Origin of the sequence: Pseudomonas sp. Root71, assembly GCF_001429045.1 — a bacterium.
Lineage (GTDB): Bacteria > Pseudomonadota > Gammaproteobacteria > Pseudomonadales > Pseudomonadaceae > Aquipseudomonas > Aquipseudomonas monachiensis.
On the sequence record NZ_LMHY01000002.1, the window covers coordinates 80355 to 100591 of the forward strand.

Genomic DNA, 20237 nt, shown 5'->3' on the forward strand with positions numbered 1-20237 from the left:
CCCTCAAGGCTTCAGAGATTGAACAAGACGGCTTGCCGACTGACCTGCGGATTTGAGTGACAAACCCATGCCAAAACGTACAGACATTAAAAGCATCCTGATTCTCGGCGCTGGCCCGATCGTGATCGGCCAGGCCTGCGAATTCGACTACTCCGGCGCCCAGGCCTGCAAAGCCCTGCGCGAAGAGGGTTACCGCGTCATCCTGGTGAACTCCAACCCGGCCACCATCATGACCGACCCGGCCATGGCCGACGCCACCTACATCGAGCCGATCAAGTGGCAGACCGTTGCCAAGATCATCGAGAAAGAGCGTCCGGACGCGCTGCTGCCGACCATGGGTGGCCAGACCGCTCTGAACTGCGCCCTGGACCTGGAGCGCGAAGGCGTTCTGGAGAAGTTCGGCGTAGAGATGATCGGTGCCAACGCCGACACCATCGACAAGGCTGAAGACCGCTCGCGTTTCGACAAGGCGATGAAGTCCATCGGCCTGGCGTGCCCGCGTTCCGGTATCGCCCACAGCATGGAAGAGGCCAATGCGGTCCTCGAGAAGCTCGGCTTCCCGTGCATCATCCGTCCGTCCTTCACCATGGGCGGCACCGGTGGCGGTATCGCTTACAACCGTGAAGAGTTCGAAGAAATCTGCGCCCGTGGTCTGGACCTGTCGCCGACCAAAGAGCTGCTGATCGACGAATCGCTGATCGGCTGGAAAGAATACGAGATGGAGGTTGTCCGCGATAAGAAGGACAACTGCATCATCGTCTGCTCCATCGAAAACTTCGACCCGATGGGCGTGCACACCGGTGACTCGATCACCGTGGCTCCTGCACAGACCCTGACCGACAAGGAATACCAGATCCTGCGTAACGCCTCCCTGGCGGTACTGCGCGAGATCGGCGTGGAAACCGGCGGTTCCAACGTTCAGTTCGGTATCTGCCCGAACACCGGCCGCATGGTCGTGATCGAGATGAACCCGCGAGTATCGCGTTCTTCGGCCCTGGCTTCGAAGGCCACCGGCTTCCCGATCGCCAAGGTCGCGGCCAAGCTGGCTGTGGGTTACACCCTCGACGAGCTGTCGAACGACATCACCGGCGGCAAGACCCCGGCGTCCTTCGAACCGTCCATCGACTACGTCGTCACCAAGTTGCCACGCTTCGCTTTCGAGAAGTTCGCCAAGGCTGACGCGCGCCTGACCACCCAGATGAAGTCGGTGGGTGAAGTCATGGCCATCGGCCGTACCTTCCAGGAATCCCTGCAGAAAGCCCTGCGTGGCCTGGAAGTGGGCGTTTGCGGCCTGGACGAGAAGGTTGATCTGGCCAACCCGGAAAGCATGAGCGTACTCAAGCGCGAGCTGACCGTGCCGGGTGCCGAGCGTATCTGGTACGTGGCGGACGCCATGCGCGCCGGCATGACCGTCGAAGACATCTTCGGCATGACCATGATCGACCCTTGGTTCCTGGTGCAGATGGAAGACCTGATCAAGGAAGAAGAGAAGGTCAAGACCCTGGGTCTGACCAGCATCGACCGCGATCTGATGTTCCGCCTCAAGCGCAAAGGCTTCTCCGATATGCGCCTGGCCAAATTGCTGGGGGTGACCGAGAAGAGCCTGCGCGCTCACCGTCACAAGCTGGAAATCTTCCCGGTCTACAAGCGCGTCGACACCTGCGCCGCCGAGTTCGCCACCGATACTGCCTACCTCTACTCGACGTACGAGGAAGAGTGCGAAGCGGCGCCATCGGGTCGCGACAAGATCATGATCCTGGGTGGCGGTCCGAACCGTATCGGCCAGGGCATCGAGTTCGACTACTGCTGCGTACACGCGGCACTGGCCCTGCGCGATGACGGCTACGAGACCATCATGGTCAACTGCAACCCGGAAACCGTTTCCACCGACTATGACACTTCCGATCGCCTGTACTTCGAACCAGTGACCCTGGAAGACGTGCTGGAAATCGTTCGCGTCGAGAAGCCGAAAGGCGTGATCGTCCAGTACGGCGGCCAGACTCCACTGAAGCTGGCTCGCGCCCTGGAAGCCGCCGGCGTGCCGATCATCGGTACCAGCCCTGACGCCATCGACCGTGCCGAAGACCGTGAGCGCTTCCAGCAGATGGTCCAGCGCCTGAACCTGCGTCAGCCGCCAAACGCCACCGTGCGCAGCGAAGATGAAGCGATTCGTGCCGCCAGCAAGATCGGTTACCCGCTGGTGGTGCGCCCGTCCTATGTACTGGGCGGTCGTGCGATGGAAATCGTCTACGAAGAAGAAGAACTCAAGCGCTACCTGCGCGAAGCGGTGCAAGTGTCCAACGACAGCCCGGTGCTGCTGGACCACTTCCTCAACTGCGCCATCGAGATGGACGTGGATGCGGTCTGCGACGGCAAAGACGTTGTGATCGGCGCGATCATGCAGCACATCGAGCAGGCTGGTGTTCACTCCGGTGACTCCGCGTGCTCGCTGCCGCCGTACTCGCTGCCAGCGCACATCCAGGACGAGATGCGTGACCAGGTCAAGAAAATGGCCCTGGAACTGGGCGTAATCGGCCTGATGAACGTTCAGTTGGCGCTGCAAGGCGACGACATCTATGTCATCGAAGTCAACCCGCGTGCTTCCCGTACGGTGCCGTTCGTTTCCAAGTGCATCGGTGTTTCCCTGGCAATGATCGCGGCTCGCGTCATGGCCGGTAAGACCTTGAAGGAAATCGGCTTCACCAAGGAAATCATCCCGAACTTCTACAGCGTGAAAGAGGCGGTGTTCCCGTTCGCCAAATTCCCTGGCGTTGACCCGATCCTCGGCCCGGAGATGAAGTCCACCGGTGAAGTGATGGGCGTGGGCGACACCTTCGGTGAAGCGTTCGCCAAGGCCCAGATGGGTGCCAGCGAAGTGCTGCCGACCGGCGGTACTGCGTTCATCAGCGTACGTGACGACGACAAGCCGCTGGTTGCGGGCGTGGCCCGTGATCTGATCAACTTGGGCTTCGAAGTGGTTGCCACTGCCGGTACTGCCAAGCTGATCGAGGCGGCAGGCCTGAAAGTGCGCCGTGTGAACAAGGTGACCGAAGGTCGTCCGCATGTGGTCGACATGATCAAGAATGACGAAGTCACGCTGATCATCAACACCACCGAAGGTCGTCAGTCGATCGCTGATTCGTACTCCATTCGTCGTAATGCCTTGCAGCACAAGATTTACTGCACCACCACCATTGCTGCTGGCGAAGCCATCTGTGAAGCGCTGAAATTCGGTCCCGAGAAGACCGTGCGCCGCTTGCAGGATCTACACGCAGGATTGAAGGCATGAGCATAACGAAGTACCCAATGACCGTTCAGGGCGCTCGCGCCCTGGAAGAAGAGCACACTCACCTGACCAAGGTCGTTCGTCCGAAGCTCAGCCAGGACATCGGTACGGCCCGCGAGTTGGGTGACTTGAAGGAAAACGCCGAATACCACGCTGCCCGTGAGCAGCAGGGTATGGTCGAGGCGCGCATTCGTGACATCGAGGGCCGGATTCAGAATCAGGTCATCATTGATGTCACGACCATTCCTCACACTGGCAAGGTTATCTTCGGTACCACCGTCGAAATCGCCAACGTCGAGACTGATGAAAGCGTCACTTACCACATCGTGGGTGAGGATGAAGCTGACTTCAAACTTGGCAAGATTTCGGTCGGCTCGCCCCTGGCTCGTGCCTTGATCGGCAAGGAAGAGGGCGATGTGGTTGCGGTGAAAACGCCAAGTGGCGTTATCGAGTACGAGATTGTCGAAGTTCGCCACATCTGAAAGCCGGCGCCCGTTTCATGCGGGCGCCATGCTTTGGCAACTGACCCAGATGTTGTGGGTCGGCGGCCTGTGGCTGTTGCAAATCGGTCTGTTGCCGGTGCTGGGGCGAATTGGCCTGGCGCCGCTGCTGATCGACGAAATCGCAGGCATGCTCAATACGCTGGTAGTGGGATTCGCTACGGCGTGTGTGATTTTTCAGGCTTTGGTGCTGGTTAAGGCCGAGGGCCGTGCCAGTCTATGGCGGGATATTCGCGGGCAACTGCTGTTGATGGCGCTGTGTGCGTGCGCGATGTACTTCGCGGTGCGTTTCGGCTGGCCGGATGCGCTGCGTTGGCAGGCGTTCAGCTATCTTGTCCTGGGCTTTTCCGGGCTGGTGCTGGTGTTGCAGCCGGTGCCGGGATGGAGTGGCAGGGTGCGCGAAGCACACCCTTGACCCTTGTCATCACTTGAAGCGATGGACGTTCGACAGCTGCTTGTTGACGCTGAAGTTCTTGCGGTAGATCAGTGCCATCTTGCCGATGACCTGGACCAGATCCGCTTTGCCGACCTTGCAGAGCTCTGCAATGGACGCCAGGCGCGATTCGCGATCGAGGATGTTGAGCTTGATCTTGATCAGCTCGTGATCCGCCAATGCGCGTTCGAGTTCGGCTAACACACCTTCAGTCAAACCATTGTCTGCCACAATCAATACTGGTTTCAGATGGTGGCCAATGGATTTGTACTGTTTCTTCTGCTCTTGAGTGAGCGGCATAATCTGACCCCTGCGTCTGATCTTGTAAAAAGCGGCGGCCAGTTTACCCGAGCGAGTCCGGGACCGCCCAGTTAATCACGACCCGTTTTATTTCCGAGGTATCCCGTGGCCCGTTCCAAGACAAGCCTTAACTGGCTGAAAGAACATTTCAACGACCCATTCGTCAAAATGGCACAAAAAGACGGGTACCGTTCCCGCGCCAGCTACAAATTGCTGGAGATCCAGGAAAAGGATCGTCTGATCCGTCCGGGCATGAGCGTAATTGACCTTGGTGCGGCTCCCGGTGGGTGGTCCCAGGTGACCAGTCGTCTGATTGGCGGGCAGGGTACGCTGATCGCTTCTGACATTCTGGAAATGGACAGCATCCCGGACGTGACCTTCATTCAGGGCGACTTTACCGAGGACGCCGTGCTGGCCCAGATCCTCGATGCCGTCGGAAATAAGGAAGTAGACCTTGTGATTTCCGATATGGCCCCCAATATGAGTGGATTACCGGCCGTAGACATGCCACGAGCGATGTTCCTGTGCGAATTGGCACTGGATCTTTCGACTCGGGTGCTCAAGCCCGGTGGTGATTTTTTGATCAAGATCTTCCAGGGCGAAGGCTTCGACGAGTTCCACAAGAGCGTTCGCCAGCAGTTCGACAAGGTGCAGATGCGCAAGCCGACCTCGTCGCGCGACCGTTCTCGCGAGCAGTACCTGCTGGGTCGCGGTTTCCGCGGGCGCAGTGAAGGTTGAGTGAATTTTCGATCAGGGTGATAGGTTTTTTGTATTACGCCTTGTCAGAATTAGCGAATATTGTGTAGGAAGTGTTTCACAAAGGGTTACAGACGGCGCCTGCCAAGTTGTAGGTAATGTAGTAAGTTAGGCCGGTGAATATCATGCGAAGCGCGCGTCAGTAGCGGAGCTTGCTTCAGAGGGTAGTTAATTGAACGATATGGCAAAGAATCTGATCCTGTGGTTGATCATCGCGGCTGTCCTGGTGACGGTGATGAACAACTTCTCCAGCCCTAACGAGCCGCAGACCCTCAACTATTCCGACTTCATCCAGCAGGTCAAGGATGGCAAGGTCGAGCGCGTGGCGGTTGATGGCTACGTGATTACAGGCAAGCGCAACGATGGCGACAGCTTCAAGACCATTCGTCCCGCGATCCAGGACAACGGCCTGATCGGTGACCTGGTGGATAACCACGTCGTAGTCGAAGGCAAGCAGCCTGAACAGCAATCCATCTGGACTCAGCTTCTGGTCGCCAGCTTCCCTATCCTCGTGATCATCGCCGTATTCATGTTCTTCATGCGGCAGATGCAGGGCGGTGCCGGTGGCAAGGGCGGGCCGATGAGCTTCGGTAAAAGCAAGGCGCGCCTGCTCTCGGAAGATCAGGTGAAAACGACCCTGGCTGACGTCGCCGGTTGCGACGAAGCCAAGGAAGAAGTCGGCGAGCTTGTCGAGTTCCTGCGTGATCCGGGCAAGTTCCAGCGCCTGGGTGGCCGCATTCCTCGCGGTGTGCTGATGGTCGGTCCACCGGGTACTGGTAAAACCTTGCTGGCCAAGGCCATCGCTGGCGAAGCCAAAGTACCGTTCTTCACCATCTCCGGTTCCGACTTCGTCGAAATGTTCGTCGGTGTTGGTGCCAGCCGTGTTCGCGATATGTTCGAACAGGCCAAGAAGCACGCTCCATGCATCATCTTCATCGACGAGATCGACGCCGTTGGTCGCCATCGTGGTGCTGGCATGGGTGGTGGTCATGACGAGCGCGAGCAAACGCTCAACCAGTTGCTGGTTGAGATGGACGGCTTTGAGATGAATGACGGCATCATCGTGATTGCCGCGACCAACCGTCCTGATGTACTGGACCCTGCGTTGCTGCGTCCGGGCCGTTTCGACCGACAGGTTGTGGTCGGTCTGCCGGACATCCGTGGTCGCGAACAGATTCTCAAGGTTCACATGCGCAAAGTGCCGATGGGTGACGACGTTGCCCCGGCCGTGATCGCTCGTGGTACTCCAGGCTTCTCCGGTGCTGATCTGGCCAACCTGGTGAACGAGGCGTCGTTGTTCGCTGCCCGTGCCGGCAAGCGCATCGTCGAAATGAAAGAGTTCGAACTGGCGAAAGACAAGATCATGATGGGTGCCGAGCGCAAATCCATGGTCATGTCCGAGAAAGAAAAACAGAACACGGCTTATCACGAAGCGGGCCACGCCATCGTGGGTCGTGTCGTGCCTGAGCACGATCCGGTGTACAAGGTGTCGATCATCCCGCGCGGTCGTGCGCTGGGTGTGACCATGTTCCTGCCGGAAGAAGACCGCTACAGCCTGTCCAAGCGCGCACTGATCAGCCAGATCTGCTCGCTGTACGGCGGTCGTATCGCTGAAGAAATGACCCTGGGCTTCGACGGCGTGACCACCGGTGCCTCCAACGACATCATGCGCGCCAGCCAGATTGCGCGGAACATGGTGACCAAGTGGGGGCTTTCGGAAAAACTCGGTCCGTTGATGTACGCCGAAGAAGAGGGTGAAGTGTTCCTCGGTCGCGGCGGTGGCGGTCAGGGTGCAAGCTTCTCTGGTGAGACAGCCAAGCTGATCGACTCCGAAGTGCGCAGCATCATCGATCAGTGCTACGGCACGGCGAAGCAGATTCTCACGGACAACCGTGACAAGCTCGATGCGATGGCCGATGCCTTGATGAAGTACGAAACCATCGATGCCGAGCAGATCGACGACATCATGGCGGGTCGTTCGCCTCGCGAGCCGCGCGACTGGTCGGGTGGCACGGGCACTTCCGGTACCCCGCCGGCGGTGCAGGATGAGCGTCCGGAAACACCGATCGGTGGTCCTGCTGCTGACGTATAAGGTTTGAAATGACTTCTGTTCAGTCCTCGACCCGGTTGCCTTGCGGCAACCGGGTTCTTGATTTGGCCCAGACGCATGTCATGGGTATTCTCAATGTCACTCCTGATTCTTTCTCCGATGGCGGCCAATATAGCCAGCTCGACGCGGCCATGCGCCACGCCGAAGCCATGGTGGCGGCCGGCGCGACGCTGATCGATGTCGGTGGCGAGTCCACTCGTCCCGGTGCCAGAGTGGTGTCACCACTGGAGGAGCTGGAGCGCGTAGCCCCCATCGTCGAGCGCATCAGTCGCGAGCTGGATGTGATCATATCGGTCGATACCTCAACGCCAGCCGTCATGCGTGAAGCTGCGCGCCTGGGTGCCGGGTTGATCAATGACGTACGTTCGTTGCGTCGTGATGGTGCTCTGGATGCAGCGGCAGCCACCGGGCTTCCGGTTTGTCTGATGCACATGCTGGGCGAGCCGGGCGATATGCAGGACAATCCGCAGTATCAGGACGTTACAAGGGAGGTTGGAGAGTTTCTCGCCGAGCGCATGCATCAGTGTTCATTGGTGGGTATTCCCGCTGAGCGGGTCATTCTTGACCCCGGCTTTGGCTTCGCTAAAACCTTGCAGCACAATCTAAGCTTGTTCAAACATATGGAGGCCTTGCATGCCTTGGGGCGGCCCTTGTTGGTCGGGGTTTCTCGAAAGAGCATGATTGGTCAGGCGTTGAGTCGTCCGGTGGGGGACCGACTGTATGGCGGTTTGGCGCTCGCGGCGCTGGCTTTGGCGAAAGGTGCGCGTATATTGCGCGTCCATGATGTAGCCGAAACAGTGGATGTGGTGCGGATGATCGCCGCAGTGGAATCAGCCGAATAAGAATGATGGAGCACTTATGAGCAAAAAATATTTTGGCACCGATGGTATTCGTGGACGTGTTGGTCAATACCCGATTACCCCTGATTTCATGCTCAAGCTCGGCTGGGCTGCTGGCATGGCTTTCCGCAAGATGGGCGCCTGCAAGGTGCTGGTCGGCAAGGACACTCGAATTTCCGGCTACATGTTTGAGTCGGCGCTTGAAGCAGGGCTGACGTCGGCAGGTGCCGATGTGATGCTGCTGGGGCCTATGCCGACTCCGGCAATCGCCTATCTGACGCGTACTTTTCATGCCGAGGCAGGCATCGTCATCAGTGCGTCGCACAATCCGCATGATGATAATGGCATCAAGTTCTTCTCCGGCAAGGGCACCAAGCTCCCGGATGAAGTCGAACTGATGATCGAAGAGTTGCTCGATACGCCGATGACCGTGGTTGAGTCGAGCAAGATCGGCAAGGTTTCGCGAATCAACGATGCGTCGGGGCGCTATATCGAGTTCTGCAAGAGCAGCGTGCCGACCGGCACCAGCTTCACGGGCCTGAAGATCGTCATCGACTGCGCTCACGGCGCGACCTACAAAGTGGCGCCGAGCGTGTTCCGCGAGTTGGGCGCTGAAGTCGTCGTGCTGTCGGCGCAACCCAATGGATTGAACATCAACGACAATTGCGGTTCGACCCATATGGGGCCGCTGCAGGCTGCCGTCGTGGCTGAGAAGGCCGATCTGGGCATTGCTTTCGATGGCGACGGTGACCGCGTCCAGATGGTCGATCACACCGGTGCGGTGGTGGATGGTGATGAGCTGCTGTTCATCATTGCCCGTGACCTGCATGAGCGCGACAAGCTTCAAGGCGGCGTGGTCGGAACCTTGATGAGTAACCTGGGGCTGGAGCTGGCCCTGGCTGACCTGGGTATTCCATTGGTGCGTGCCAACGTCGGTGACCGCTATGTCATTGCCGAGCTGCTGGAGCGCAACTGGATCGTGGGTGGTGAAAACTCCGGGCACATCGTGTGCTTCAGTCACACCACCACCGGTGATGCAATCATTGCGGCGCTTCAGGTGTTGATGGCGCTGCGATCGCGTGACGAAAGTCTGGCGCAATCCCGGCAGGCGCTGCGCAAGTGCCCTCAGGTGTTGATCAATGTGCGATTCGGTGGCGGCGCAAGCCCTCTTGATCATCCGTCGGTCAAGGAAGCCAGCGAGCGGGTGACCAAGGCCATGGCGGGTCGCGGGCGTGTGCTGTTGCGCAAGTCAGGAACCGAACCGCTGGTGCGTGTGATGGTCGAAGGCGAAGACGAAACGCAGGTTCGTGGCTATGCCGAAGAGCTGGCAAAACTGGTTACTGAAGTTTCTGCCTGAATTCGGCTTGCCAGCCATGATTGTGTTGGGTAACATCTGCGCCCACTTTGACCGACGAGGTACAGCATGCGTCGCCCTATGGTAGCTGGTAACTGGAAGATGCACGGTACCCGCGCCAGCGTCGCTGAGCTGATCAACGGCCTTCGTGACTTGGCGTTGCCGAGCAGTGTTGATGTCGCGGTATTCCCGCCTTTGCTGCATATCAATCAAGTGATTGATGGCCTGGAAGGAAAGTCGATTTCGGTCGGTGCGCAGAATTCTGCGGTGGAATCCGGACAAGGTGCGTTGACCGGTGAAGTTGCACCGAGTCAGTTGGTGGATGCAGGTTGTTCCCTGGTACTTGTCGGGCACTCCGAACGCCGCCAGATCATGGGCGAGCAGGACGCAGTGCTGATCCGCAAGTTCGCAGCGGCACAGGCATGTGGCTTGATTCCGGTGTTGTGCATAGGGGAGACCCTTGAGCAGCGTGAAGCCGGAAAAACTCTTGAGGTTGTCTCGCGTCAGCTGGGCAGTATCATCGAGGAGCTGGGTGTTGGTGTCTTTGCCAAGGCAGTGATCGCTTACGAGCCGGTCTGGGCCATTGGCACCGGGCTGACTGCAACGCCACAACAGGCGCAGGATGTGCATGCAGCCATTCGCGCCCAGTTGGCGGCAGAGAATTCTGAAGTCGCACAAGGTGTGCGGCTTCTATACGGCGGCAGCGTGAAGGCGGCCAATGCGGTCGAACTGTTCGGCATGCCGGATATCGATGGGGGTCTCATTGGTGGGGCTTCCCTGAATGCAGATGAGTTCGGTGCGATCTGTCGCGCCGCGGGAAACTGAAAAAATGCTGGAAACAGTCGTAGTCGTTTTTCATCTGCTGGGTGCATTGGGCGTAGTAGCTCTGGTTTTGCTGCAGCAGGGTAAAGGTGCGGATGCTGGCGCGTCTTTCGGAGCAGGTGCTTCAAATACTGTGTTCGGAAGCCAAGGTTCCTCTACCTTTCTTAGTAAGTTTACTGCTATACTTGCCGCAGGTTTTTTCATAACCAGCTTGGGGTTAGGTTACTTTGCTAAAGAGAAGGCTCACCAGCTGACTCAAGTAGGTCTCCCAAATCCAGCGGTACTGGAAGTTCCAAAGCAACAACCGGCTTCTGATGATGTCCCGGTGCTTCAAGAGCAAAAGTCGGCTACTCCAGCGACTGACGTGCCTCCAGCTCAAGAGCAGAAGTAAGAAGGGTTTCAAACGTAGTATTGCCGAGGTGGTGGAATTGGTAGACACGCAACCTTGAGGTGGTTGTGCCCATAGGGTGTAGGGGTTCGAGTCCCCTTCTCGGTACCAATTAGTCAGGAGAGCCCGCTGTTGCGGGCTTTCTTGCAGGTGGAAGGTTACATTGACCCTGTAGGGGATCGGTCGTATACTTCCGCCCCAGCTTTGTCGCGGGGTGGAGCAGTCTGGTAGCTCGTCGGGCTCATAACCCGAAGGTCGTCGGTTCAAATCCGGCCCCCGCAACCAGTTTAAGGAGCCCCTTTTAAGGGGCTTTTTGTTAGCTGGACACTTTCAACGCCGCTGTTCGACGGCGTTTCAAGGATGGGCGTTTCGCCCATTTTTTTATTTTGCATAGCATGCACATACATGCACTAGGGGGTTCAGGTGTCGAGCAAGCTAGAAGAGTTGCAGGCCTTGCTGGCCCCGGTGGTCGTGGCCCTAGGCTATGAATGCTGGGGTATCGAGTTTTCGGCTCAGGGTCGTCACTCGATGTTGCGCGTTTATATCGATAAAGAAGGCGGCGTGCTGGTGGACGATTGCGCCATCGTCAGCCGTCAGATCAGCGGTGTGCTGGATGTTGAAGATCCAATCTCCGTTGAGTACACCCTTGAAGTTTCCTCGCCTGGCATGGAACGCCCTCTGTTCACTCTTGAGCAGTTTGCAAAATTTGCCGGTGAACAAGTGAAGATCAAGCTGCGCTCGCCTTTTGAAGGACGACGCAACTTTCAGGGCCTTCTGCGCGGCGTAGAAGAGCAGGATGTCGTGGTGCAGGTAGATGACCATGAGTTCCTGTTGCCGATCGATATGATCGACAAGGCCAACATTATTCCCAGTTTTGACTGAGGCGTGCCAGATACTGCGGATCCCGCGGATCCAATGGCTTGCGAAAGGCGAGGCGTACGATGAGCAAAGAAGTACTGCTGGTTGTTGAGTCGGTATCCAATGAAAAGGGCGTACCGGCAAACGTGATTTTTGAAGCGCTGGAGCTGGCCCTGGCCACTGCTACCAAGAAGCGTTTCGAAGACGAAGTTGATCTGCGTGTGGAAATCAACCGCCACACGGGTGCATACGAGACATTCCGTCGCTGGACGGTCGTCGAAGAAGCAGACCTGGACGATCCGGCCATCGAAACCTGGCCGAGCAAGGTTGCCGAAACGCATCCTGGTGCCAAGGTCGGTGACGTCGTAGAAGAGAAGATCGAGTCCATCGAGTTCGGCCGCATCGCTGCACAGACTGCCAAGCAGGTCATCGTGCAGAAAGTTCGCGAAGCCGAGCGCGCTCAGGTTGTTGACGCTTACCGCGAGCGCCTGGGTGAAATCATCTCCGGCACCGTGAAAAAAGTCACCCGCGACAACGTGATCGTTGATCTGGGCAACAACGCTGAAGCGTTGCTGGCCCGTGAAGACATCATTTCTCGCGAAACTTTCCGGGTTGGCGTGCGTCTGCGTGCGCTGCTCAAGGAAATCCGCACCGAGAACCGCGGCCCGCAGCTGATCCTGTCGCGTACCGCGCCGGAAATGCTGATCGAGTTGTTCCGCATCGAAGTGCCGGAAATCGCCGAAGGCCTGATCGAAGTAATGGCTGCGTCCCGCGACCCGGGTTCGCGCGCCAAGATCGCGGTCCGCTCCAAGGACAAACGCATTGATCCGCAAGGCGCTTGCATCGGTATGCGCGGTTCGCGCGTCCAGGCAGTGTCCGGCGAGTTGGGCGGTGAGCGTGTGGACATCGTCCTGTGGGACGATAACCCGGCTCAGTTCGTGATCAATGCAATGTCGCCGGCTGAAGTGGCGGCAATTATCGTTGACGAAGATGCCCATGCAATGGACATCGCCGTTGGCGCAGACAATCTGGCTCAGGCCATCGGTCGCGGTGGTCAGAACGTGCGTCTGGCCAGCCAGTTGACTGGCTGGACCCTGAACGTGATGACCGAATCGGACATCCAGGCTAAGCAGCAAGCAGAAACCGGCGACATCCTGCGCAACTTCATCGACGAGCTGGAAGTCGACGAAGACCTGGCACAGGTGCTGGTAGATGAAGGCTTCACCAGCCTGGAAGAGATTGCCTACGTACCGTTGGAAGAAATGCTCAACATCGACGGCTTTGACGAAGAAACCGTCAACGAGCTTCGCGCTCGTGCCAAGGATCGTTTGTTGACCAAAGCCATCGCTACTGAGGAAAAGCTGGCAGACGCCCATCCGGCCGAAGACCTGCTCTCGCTTGAGGGTATGGACAAGGATTTGGCGATGGAACTGGCGGTGCGCGGCGTAATTACCCGCGAAGACCTGGCCGAGCAGTCTATTGACGACCTGCTCGACATCGACGGCATTGACGATGATCGTGCCGGCAAGTTGATCATGGCCGCCCGAGCCCACTGGTTCGAGTAATTAGGCGCGGCCTGAGGAGAGAAGTGCATGACGCAAGTCACGGTGAAACAACTGGCCGATGAGGTCAAAACACCGGTAGAGCGCCTGTTGCAGCAGATGCGTGAGGCAGGTCTGCCGCACACCGCCGCCGAAGAACATGTGACTGACAGTGAGAAGCAATCGTTGCTGACTCACTTGAAAAGCAGCCACAAGGCGAAAGTGGAAGAACCACGCAAGATTACGCTGCAGCGTAAAACCACCAGCACCCTGCGTGTTGCTGGCAGCAAGAGCATCAGCGTTGAAGTACGCAAGAAGAAGGTCTTCGTACAGCGCAGCCCGGAAGAAATCGAAGCCGAGCGCAAGCGTGAACTGGATGAACGTCGCGCAGTAGAAAATGCTGCTCGTCAGAAGGCTGAAGAAGAAGCCAAGCGTCGCGCCGAAGAAGAAGCGCGTCGCCAGCCTGCTGCTGCGTCGACCGCTCAAGCCGTACCTGTTGCAGCGCCTGCTGCGGTGGCCGAGCCAGTTCGCGAAAGCGCACCGGTTGTGGCGGCTGCTCCAGCGCCTGCGGCCGATACCCGCAAGCGTGACGAACAGCGCCGTCCGGACAAGCCACGTGCCGACGACAGCAATCGTCGCGGTAGCGGCGATGGCGAGCGCAAAAACGCTCCGCATCGTGCTTCGGTCAAGGAAAAGGCTCCGGCTCCACGTGTTGCCCCACGTACTACCGACGAAGAAAGCGATAGCTTCCGTCGTGGTGGTCGCGGCAAGGCCAAGCTGAAGAAGCGCAACGCCCACGGTTTCCAGAGCCCTACCGGCCCTGTCGTGCGCGAAGTGAAGATCGGCGAAACCATCACTGTTGGCGATCTCGCCCAGCAGATGTCGGTGAAGGCTGCTGAAATCATCAAGTTCATGTTCAAACTGGGTACTCCAGCGACCATCAACCAGGTACTGGATCAGGAAACTGCCCAGTTGGTTGCCGAAGAACTGGGCCACAAAGTGACCCTGGTCAGCGACACCGCCCTGGAAGACTCCCTGGCCGAGTCCCTGAAGTTTGAAGGCGAGGCAGTTTCCCGTGCACCAGTCGTGACCGTAATGGGCCACGTTGACCACGGTAAGACTTCCCTGCTCGACTACATCCGTCGTGCCAAGGTTGCTGCTGGCGAAGCCGGTGGTATCACCCAGCACATCGGCGCATACCACGTTGAAACCGACCGTGGCATGGTGACGTTCCTCGACACCCCTGGTCACGCTGCGTTTACCGCAATGCGTGCCCGTGGTGCCAAGGCGACCGACATCGTGATCCTGGTGGTTGCAGCGGACGACGGCGTGATGCCGCAGACCATTGAAGCTGTCCAGCACGCGGTAGCGGCTGGTGTGCCACTGGTTGTTGCAGTGAACAAGATCGACAAGCCAGGTGCTGACCTCGATCGCATCCGTAGCGAACTGTCGGTTCACGGCGTGACGTCGGAAGAGTGGGGTGGTGACACTCCGTTCGTACCGGTCTCGGCGAAGATGGGTACTGGCGTCGACGAACTGCTCGAAGCCGTATTGCTGCAAGCCGAAGTTCTGGAACTGACTGCAACTCCTTCGGCTCCTGGCCGTGGCGTTGTGGTTGAGTCCCGTCTGGACAAGGGCCGTGGCCCGGTGGCTACCGTTCTGGTTCAAGACGGTACCCTGCGCCAAGGCGACATGGTCCTGGTCGGTTCGAACTATGGCCGTGTACGTGCCATGCTCGACGAGAACGGCAAGCCAATCAAGGAAGCCGGTCCGGCCATCCCTGTCGAGATCCTCGGCCTGGACGGTACCCCGGATGCTGGCGACGAGATGAGCGTGGTTGCCGACGAGAAGAAAGCCCGTGAAGTGGCTCTGTTCCGTCAAGGCAAGTTCCGCGAAGTCAAGCTGGCCCGTGCTCACGCCGGCAAGCTGGAAAACATCTTCGAAAACATGGGTCAGGAAGAGAAGAAGACGCTCAACATCGTCCTCAAATCCGACGTCCGTGGTTCGCTGGAAGCGTTGAACGGTGCCTTGAACGGCCTGGGTAACGACGAAGTGCAAGTGCGTGTAGTGGGTGGCGGTGTCGGTGGTATCACCGAATCCGACGCCAACCTGGCACTGGCCTCCAACGCTGTACTGTTCGGCTTCAACGTGCGTGCCGATGCCGGCGCGCGCAAGATCGTCGAGCAGGAAGGTCTGGATATGCGTTACTACAACGTGATCTACGACATCATCGAAGACGTCAAGAAAGCCCTGACCGGTATGCTCGGCAGCGATGTTCGCGAGAATATCCTGGGTATCGCCGAAGTGCGTGACGTGTTCCGTTCGCCGAAGTTTGGCGCGATCGCCGGTTGCATGGTTATCGAAGGTGTTGTGCACCGTAACCGTCCGATCCGTGTACTGCGTGAAGACATCGTTATCTTCGAAGGCGAGCTGGAATCCCTGCGCCGCTTCAAGGATGACGCTTCCGAAGTACGTGCCGGCATGGAATGCGGTATCGGCGTGAAGAGCTACAACGACGTCAAGGTCGGTGACAAGATCGAAGTCTTCGAGAAGGTGCAGGTTGCTCGCAGCCTCTAATTCGCGCACTTCAGGAGCCGTGACGGGTCGTCGCATGCAAATGCGCAGCTCGTCACCAGGACTCTAAACGCAACGCCCGGTCTGGCTTTTGTCAGGCCGGGCGTTTGCCGCTTTCAGACCTCACGGGTTTCACCGTGGGGCAGTAACAGGTAACAAGACATGGCAAAAGAATATAGCCGTACCCAACGCATCGGCGATCAGATGCAGCGCGAGCTTGCACAACTGATCCGTCGTGAAGTCAAAGACCCGCGCGTCGGCCTGGTCACCATTACCGCAGTGGAAGTCAGCCGTGACGTCGGTCACGCCAAGATCTTCATCACCGTGATGGGGCAGGACAGCGCCGAAGAAATTGCACAAAGCATCAAGGTGCTCAACTCCGCCGCCGGTTTCCTGCGTATGCAGCTGGCTCGCGAGATGAAACTGCGCAGCGTTCCACAGCTGCACTTCCACTACGACGAAAGCGTCGTGCGTGGTGCGCATCTGTCGGCATTGATCGAGCGCGCAGTGGCTGAAGACAATCAGCATCCGGTTGCGGCAGAAGCCGAAGACACCAAGGAGTAATCGGTGGCTCAGGTCAAACGTATCCGTCGTAACGTCAGCGGCATTATCCTTCTCGACAAGCCGCTGGGGTTCACCTCCAACGCGGCCTTGCAGAAAGTTCGCTGGTTGCTGAACGCCGAAAAGGCAGGTCATACCGGCAGTCTCGATCCCTTGGCCACCGGCGTGTTGCCGCTGTGCTTTGGCGAGGCCACCAAGTTCTCACAATACCTGCTCGACTCCGACAAGGGTTATGAAACCCTGGCGCAACTGGGCAAGACCACCACCACGGCGGATGCCGAGGGTGAAGTTTTGCAGGAACGCCCGGTGACCGTTGGTCGCCCCGATATCGAGGCTGTACTGCCGAAATTTCGTGGGCAAATCAGTCAGATACCGCCGATGTACTCGGCGCTCAAGCGTGATGGCCAGCCGCTGTACAAGCTGGCTCGTGCAGGCGAAGTAGTGGAGCGCGAACCGCGTTCTGTTACTATTACGCGCTTGGAATTACTGGCCTTCGAAGGTGATACTGCGCGGCTGGCGGTGGATTGCACTAAAGGCACCTATATCCGCACCCTGGTGGAGGATATCGGTGAGCAACTCGGTTGTGGCGCTTACGTTGCAGAACTGCGACGTACCCAGGCCGGGCCATTCACCCTGGCGCAGACGGTTACCCTCGAAGAGCTGGAAGCGGTACATGCCGAAGGCGGCAACGAAGCGGTCGATCGCTTCCTGATGCCATCGGACAGCGGCCTGCTGGATTGGCCACTGTTGCAGTTCTCGGAAGCGAGTGCGTTCTACTGGCTCAACGGCCAGCCGGTACGTGCCCCGGATGCTCCGAAGTTCGGCATGGTGCGGGTACAGGATCACAATGGTCGCTTCATCGGTATCGGTGAAGTGAGCGAAGACGGGCGCATCGCGCCGCGTCGACTGATTCGGTCAGAATGACCGAAACCAGTCTGTGTAACAGCAGGCTGGCGAGGGTGGCTGTCAACAGGCACGGTCACTACTCATTTTTAGATACAGGGATTTGTCCCTGGCCTGTTGAAACTGTTTTTCGACAAACAGTTTCCTGATAAAAGGATTGCCTCATGGCTCTCGACGTTCAAGAAAAAGCTCAAATCGTAGCTGACTACCAGCAAGCTGTTGGTGACACCGGTTCGCCAGAAGTGCAAGTTGCACTGCTGACCGCCAACATCAACAAACTGCAAGGTCACTTCAAGGCCAACGGTAAAGACCACCACTCCCGTCGTGGTCTGATCCGCATGGTTAACCAGCGTCGTAAGCTGCTGGACTACCTGAAAGGCAAGGATCTGGGTCGCTATCAGACTCTGATCGGTCGCCTGGGTCTGCGTCGCTAATAAGCGATTGCGCTAGAGGTTGGTTGTCTGTCGTGCACCAGCGGGTTTCCCGTTGGCGCATGGCAGGCTCCCAGCCTCAAGTTTTATCTGGATACCTGCTTTGCCTGAGTAGCACCTGGACAAACCGGTCGGGCCGATTCCCGACATTGCCCAAGAATTTCGCAAGAAACCAGTTCCCCCAAGAGCCACAAAGAAGGTAGGACACCGTGAACCCGGTAATCAAAAAATTCCAGTTCGGTCAGTCGACCGTTACCCTCGAGACTGGCCGTATCGCCCGTCAGGCCTCCGGCGCAGTATTGGTCACCGTTGACGACGACGTCAGCGTATTGGTGACCGTAGTCGGTGCAAAACAAGCCGATCCAGGCAAGGGCTTCTTCCCTCTGTCTGTTCACTACCAGGAAAAGACTTACGCTGCCGGTAAGATCCCTGGCGGTTTCTTCAAGCGCGAAGGCCGTCCTTCCGAGAAAGAAACCCTGACTTCCCGACTGATCGACCGTCCGATCCGTCCGCTGTTCCCCGAAGGCTTCATGAACGAAGTGCAGGTTGTCTGCACCGTCGTTTCCACCAGCAAAAAGACCGATCCGGACATCGCTGCGATGATCGGTACCTCGGCTGCTCTGGCAATCTCCGGCATTCCTTTCGATGGCCCGATCGGCGCTGCCCGCGTTGCCTTCCACGAAAGCACCGGCTACCTGCTGAACCCGACTTACGAGCAGCAAGCTGCTTCGAGCCTGGACATGGTCGTTGCCGGTACTTCGGACGCTGTGTTGATGGTTGAATCGGAAGCCAAAGAGCTGACCGAAGACCAGATGCTGGGCGCGGTACTGTTTGCTCACGACGAGTTCCAGGTTGTGATCAACGCCGTTAAAGAACTGGCCGCTGAAGCTGCCAAGCCAACCTGGACCTGGGCTCCTGCGCCAGAAGCCACCGAACTGCTGGGCGCTATCCGTGCCGAGTTCGGCGAAGCGATCTCCCAGGCCTACACGATCACCGTCAAGGCCGACCGTTACGCTCGCCTGGGCGAGCTGAAGGATCAGGTCGTTGCCAAGCTGTCCGGTGAAGAAGGCCAGCCTTCTTCCAGCGAAGTCAAAGCAGCCTTCGGCGAAATCGAATACCGCACCGTTCGCGAAAACATCGTTAACGGCAAGCCACGTATCGACGGTCGCGACACCAAGACCGTACGTCCGCTGAACATCGAAGTCGGCGTTCTGCCAAAGACCCACGGTTCGGCTCTGTTCACCCGTGGTGAAACCCAGGCTCTGGTAGTCGCGACACTGGGCACCGCCCGTGACGCACAACTGCTGGACACCCTGGAAGGCGAGAAAAAAGACCCGTTCATGCTGCACTACAACTTCCCTCCGTTCTCGGTGGGCGAGTGTGGTCGCATGGGTGGCGCTGGTCGTCGTGAAATCGGTCACGGCCGTCTGGCCCGTCGTTCGGTTTCGGCCATGCTGCCTGCCGCCGACGTGTTCCCGTACACCATCCGTGTGGTTTCGGAAATCACCGAATCCAACGGTTCGAGCTCCATGGCTTCCGTTTGCGGCGCTTCCCTGGCCCTGATGGACGCTGGTGTGCCGATGAAGGCACCGGTTGCCGGTATCGCCATGGGTCTGGTTAAAGAAGGCGAGAAGTTCGCCGTCCTGACCGACATCCTGGGTGACGAAGACCACCTGGGCGACATGGACTTCAAGGTAGCCGGTACCGCCAAAGGCGTCACCGCGCTGCAGATGGACATCAAGATCAAGGGCATCACCGAAGAGATCATGGAAATCGCTCTGGGCCAAGCCCTGGAAGCGCGCCTGAACATCCTCGGCCAGATGAACCAGATCATCGGCCAGTCGCGTACCGAACTGTCGGCCAACGCTCCGACCATGATCGCGATGAAGATCGACACCGACAAAATCCGTGATGTCATCGGTAAAGGCGGCGCGACCATTCGTGCGATCTGTGAAGAAACCAAGGCTTCGATCGACATCGAAGACGACGGTTCGATCAAGATCTTCGGCGAAACCAAGGAAGCCGCTGAAGCAGCACGTCAGCGCGTTCTGGGCATCACCGCTGAAGCCGAGATCGGCAAGATCTACGTCGGCAAGGTTGAGCGCATCGTCGACTTCGGCGCATTCGTCAACATCCTGCCGGGCAAGGACGGTCTGGTTCACATCTCCATGCTGAGCGACGCTCGCGTTGAGAAAGTGACCGACATCCTCAAAGAAGGCCAGGAAGTGGAAGTGCTGGTACTGGACGTGGACAACCGCGGCCGTATCAAGCTGTCCATCAAAGACGTAGCAGCAGCCAAGGCTTCGGGCGTTTAATCACGCCTCACGCCTGACTGCTTCAACGTTATAAAAAATGCCCCGCAGTGAAAGCTGTGGGGCATTTTTTTGTCTGCAGGAAATTGAGACGTTCCGGAAGTTGCCTGCCCCTGAAGTCAGTGCTAGGTTTAGCCCACCGCCCGTGTAGCTCAGCCGGTAGAGCAGCGCACTCGTAACGCGAAGGTCGCAGGTTCGATTCCTGTCTCGGGCACCAGCAACACTTGTTTTCAGATGATCCCGAATGGTTCTGAAGGCCAGAAAAACCA

The 20237-nt window shown here is 58.1% G+C and carries 17 protein-coding genes and 3 tRNA genes; 19 read left to right on the forward strand and 1 reads right to left on the reverse strand.

Annotated features, from left to right (window positions below):
• Window positions 1-67 precede the first annotated feature (67 nt).
• Genes carB through ASD95_RS03615 form a run of 3 tightly spaced genes read left to right on the forward strand, consistent with a single transcriptional unit; the run spans window position 68 to window position 4201 of the window.
• Window positions 68-3289, forward strand: a complete 3222-nt coding sequence (gene carB / locus ASD95_RS03605) for a carbamoyl-phosphate synthase large subunit (protein WP_056728228.1) — start codon at window positions 68-70, stop codon at window positions 3287-3289.
• 2 nt (window positions 3290-3291) lie between these two features.
• Entirely contained in the window at window positions 3292-3768 is a 477-nt protein-coding gene (greA, locus tag ASD95_RS03610) for a transcription elongation factor GreA (RefSeq protein ID WP_056728592.1), read from the forward strand.
• 28 nt (window positions 3769-3796) lie between these two features.
• Entirely contained in the window at window positions 3797-4201 is a 405-nt protein-coding gene (locus tag ASD95_RS03615; protein WP_056728230.1) for a hypothetical protein, read from the forward strand.
• A gap of 9 nt (window positions 4202-4210) precedes the next feature.
• Here ASD95_RS03615 and ASD95_RS03620 read toward each other — a convergent pair whose 3' ends face one another.
• Window positions 4211-4519: a YhbY family RNA-binding protein gene (locus ASD95_RS03620; protein WP_007942889.1), complete on the reverse strand. Its 309-nt coding sequence runs from the start codon at window positions 4517-4519 to the stop codon at window positions 4211-4213.
• Window positions 4520-4624: 105 nt separating this feature from the next.
• Here ASD95_RS03620 and rlmE point away from each other — a divergent pair, with 105 nt between their 5' ends.
• The 16 genes from rlmE (at window position 4625) to ASD95_RS03700 (ending at window position 20185) form a co-directional block, all read left to right on the forward strand.
• On the forward strand, window positions 4625-5257 hold the full coding sequence (gene rlmE, locus ASD95_RS03625) for a 23S rRNA (uridine(2552)-2'-O)-methyltransferase RlmE (RefSeq protein WP_056728233.1): 633 nt from the start codon (window positions 4625-4627) through the stop codon (window positions 5255-5257).
• A gap of 199 nt (window positions 5258-5456) precedes the next feature.
• Window positions 5457-7367 carry an ATP-dependent zinc metalloprotease FtsH gene (gene ftsH, locus ASD95_RS03630; RefSeq protein ID WP_056728235.1) on the forward strand — a complete coding sequence of 637 codons (1911 nt, stop codon included), beginning with the start codon at window positions 5457-5459 and terminating at the stop codon, window positions 7365-7367.
• Between the two features lie 8 nt (window positions 7368-7375).
• Window positions 7376-8227 (forward strand): dihydropteroate synthase, encoded by an 852-nt coding sequence (folP, locus tag ASD95_RS03635; protein ID WP_056728237.1) that lies wholly within the window; start codon window positions 7376-7378, stop codon window positions 8225-8227.
• A gap of 16 nt (window positions 8228-8243) precedes the next feature.
• Entirely contained in the window at window positions 8244-9581 is a 1338-nt protein-coding gene (gene glmM, locus ASD95_RS03640; RefSeq protein ID WP_056728239.1) for a phosphoglucosamine mutase, read from the forward strand.
• A gap of 66 nt (window positions 9582-9647) precedes the next feature.
• Complete coding sequence (gene tpiA, locus ASD95_RS03645; protein ID WP_056728241.1) at window positions 9648-10403, forward strand: triose-phosphate isomerase; 756 nt, start codon at window positions 9648-9650, stop codon at window positions 10401-10403.
• A 4-nt stretch (window positions 10404-10407) separates the two neighbouring features.
• Complete coding sequence (gene secG, locus ASD95_RS28290; RefSeq protein WP_017336473.1) at window positions 10408-10791, forward strand: preprotein translocase subunit SecG; 384 nt, start codon at window positions 10408-10410, stop codon at window positions 10789-10791.
• Window positions 10792-10813: 22 nt separating this feature from the next.
• Window positions 10814-10899, forward strand: a tRNA-Leu gene (locus tag ASD95_RS03655).
• Between the two features lie 97 nt (window positions 10900-10996).
• Window positions 10997-11073, forward strand: a tRNA-Met gene (locus ASD95_RS03660).
• 138 nt (window positions 11074-11211) lie between these two features.
• Window positions 11212-11670 carry a ribosome maturation factor RimP gene (rimP, locus tag ASD95_RS03665; RefSeq protein ID WP_007915250.1) on the forward strand — a complete coding sequence of 153 codons (459 nt, stop codon included), beginning with the start codon at window positions 11212-11214 and terminating at the stop codon, window positions 11668-11670.
• Between the two features lie 59 nt (window positions 11671-11729).
• Entirely contained in the window at window positions 11730-13211 is a 1482-nt protein-coding gene (nusA, locus tag ASD95_RS03670) for a transcription termination factor NusA (protein ID WP_007900474.1), read from the forward strand.
• Window positions 13212-13238: 27 nt separating this feature from the next.
• On the forward strand, window positions 13239-15764 hold the full coding sequence (gene infB / locus ASD95_RS03675) for a translation initiation factor IF-2 (RefSeq protein ID WP_056728243.1): 2526 nt from the start codon (window positions 13239-13241) through the stop codon (window positions 15762-15764).
• A gap of 159 nt (window positions 15765-15923) precedes the next feature.
• Window positions 15924-16325: a 30S ribosome-binding factor RbfA gene (gene rbfA / locus ASD95_RS03680; RefSeq protein WP_007973108.1), complete on the forward strand. Its 402-nt coding sequence runs from the start codon at window positions 15924-15926 to the stop codon at window positions 16323-16325.
• A 3-nt stretch (window positions 16326-16328) separates the two neighbouring features.
• The gene (gene truB / locus ASD95_RS03685; protein WP_056728245.1) at window positions 16329-17246 is read left to right on the forward strand and encodes a tRNA pseudouridine(55) synthase TruB; all 918 of its coding nucleotides are present in this window, start codon (window positions 16329-16331) and stop codon (window positions 17244-17246) included.
• A 143-nt stretch (window positions 17247-17389) separates the two neighbouring features.
• Window positions 17390-17659: a 30S ribosomal protein S15 gene (gene rpsO / locus ASD95_RS03690; protein ID WP_015093441.1), complete on the forward strand. Its 270-nt coding sequence runs from the start codon at window positions 17390-17392 to the stop codon at window positions 17657-17659.
• Window positions 17660-17865: 206 nt separating this feature from the next.
• Window positions 17866-19971 carry a polyribonucleotide nucleotidyltransferase gene (gene pnp, locus ASD95_RS03695; protein ID WP_007915263.1) on the forward strand — a complete coding sequence of 702 codons (2106 nt, stop codon included), beginning with the start codon at window positions 17866-17868 and terminating at the stop codon, window positions 19969-19971.
• A gap of 138 nt (window positions 19972-20109) precedes the next feature.
• Window positions 20110-20185 (forward strand) — tRNA-Thr (locus tag ASD95_RS03700).
• The last annotated feature ends 52 nt before the right edge of the window (window positions 20186-20237 follow it).

What these genes read in the sequence shown, in the direction of transcription:
- carB (WP_056728228.1), top strand. Translation starts at nt 68, where the DNA reads ATGCCAAAACGTACAGACATTAAAAGCATCCTGATTCTCGGCGCTGGC.
- ASD95_RS03615 (WP_056728230.1), top strand. Translation starts at nt 3,797, where the DNA reads ATGCTTTGGCAACTGACCCAGATGTTGTGGGTCGGCGGCCTGTGGCTG.
- ASD95_RS03620 (WP_007942889.1), bottom strand. Translation starts at nt 4,519, where the DNA reads ATGCCGCTCACTCAAGAGCAGAAGAAACAGTACAAATCCATTGGCCAC.
- ftsH (WP_056728235.1), top strand. Translation starts at nt 5,457, where the DNA reads ATGGCAAAGAATCTGATCCTGTGGTTGATCATCGCGGCTGTCCTGGTG.
- folP (WP_056728237.1), top strand. Translation starts at nt 7,376, where the DNA reads ATGACTTCTGTTCAGTCCTCGACCCGGTTGCCTTGCGGCAACCGGGTT.
- glmM (WP_056728239.1), top strand. Translation starts at nt 8,244, where the DNA reads ATGAGCAAAAAATATTTTGGCACCGATGGTATTCGTGGACGTGTTGGT.
- tpiA (WP_056728241.1), top strand. Translation starts at nt 9,648, where the DNA reads ATGCGTCGCCCTATGGTAGCTGGTAACTGGAAGATGCACGGTACCCGC.
- secG (WP_017336473.1), top strand. Translation starts at nt 10,408, where the DNA reads ATGCTGGAAACAGTCGTAGTCGTTTTTCATCTGCTGGGTGCATTGGGC.
- nusA (WP_007900474.1), top strand. Translation starts at nt 11,730, where the DNA reads ATGAGCAAAGAAGTACTGCTGGTTGTTGAGTCGGTATCCAATGAAAAG.
- infB (WP_056728243.1), top strand. Translation starts at nt 13,239, where the DNA reads ATGACGCAAGTCACGGTGAAACAACTGGCCGATGAGGTCAAAACACCG.
- rbfA (WP_007973108.1), top strand. Translation starts at nt 15,924, where the DNA reads ATGGCAAAAGAATATAGCCGTACCCAACGCATCGGCGATCAGATGCAG.
- rpsO (WP_015093441.1), top strand. Translation starts at nt 17,390, where the DNA reads ATGGCTCTCGACGTTCAAGAAAAAGCTCAAATCGTAGCTGACTACCAG.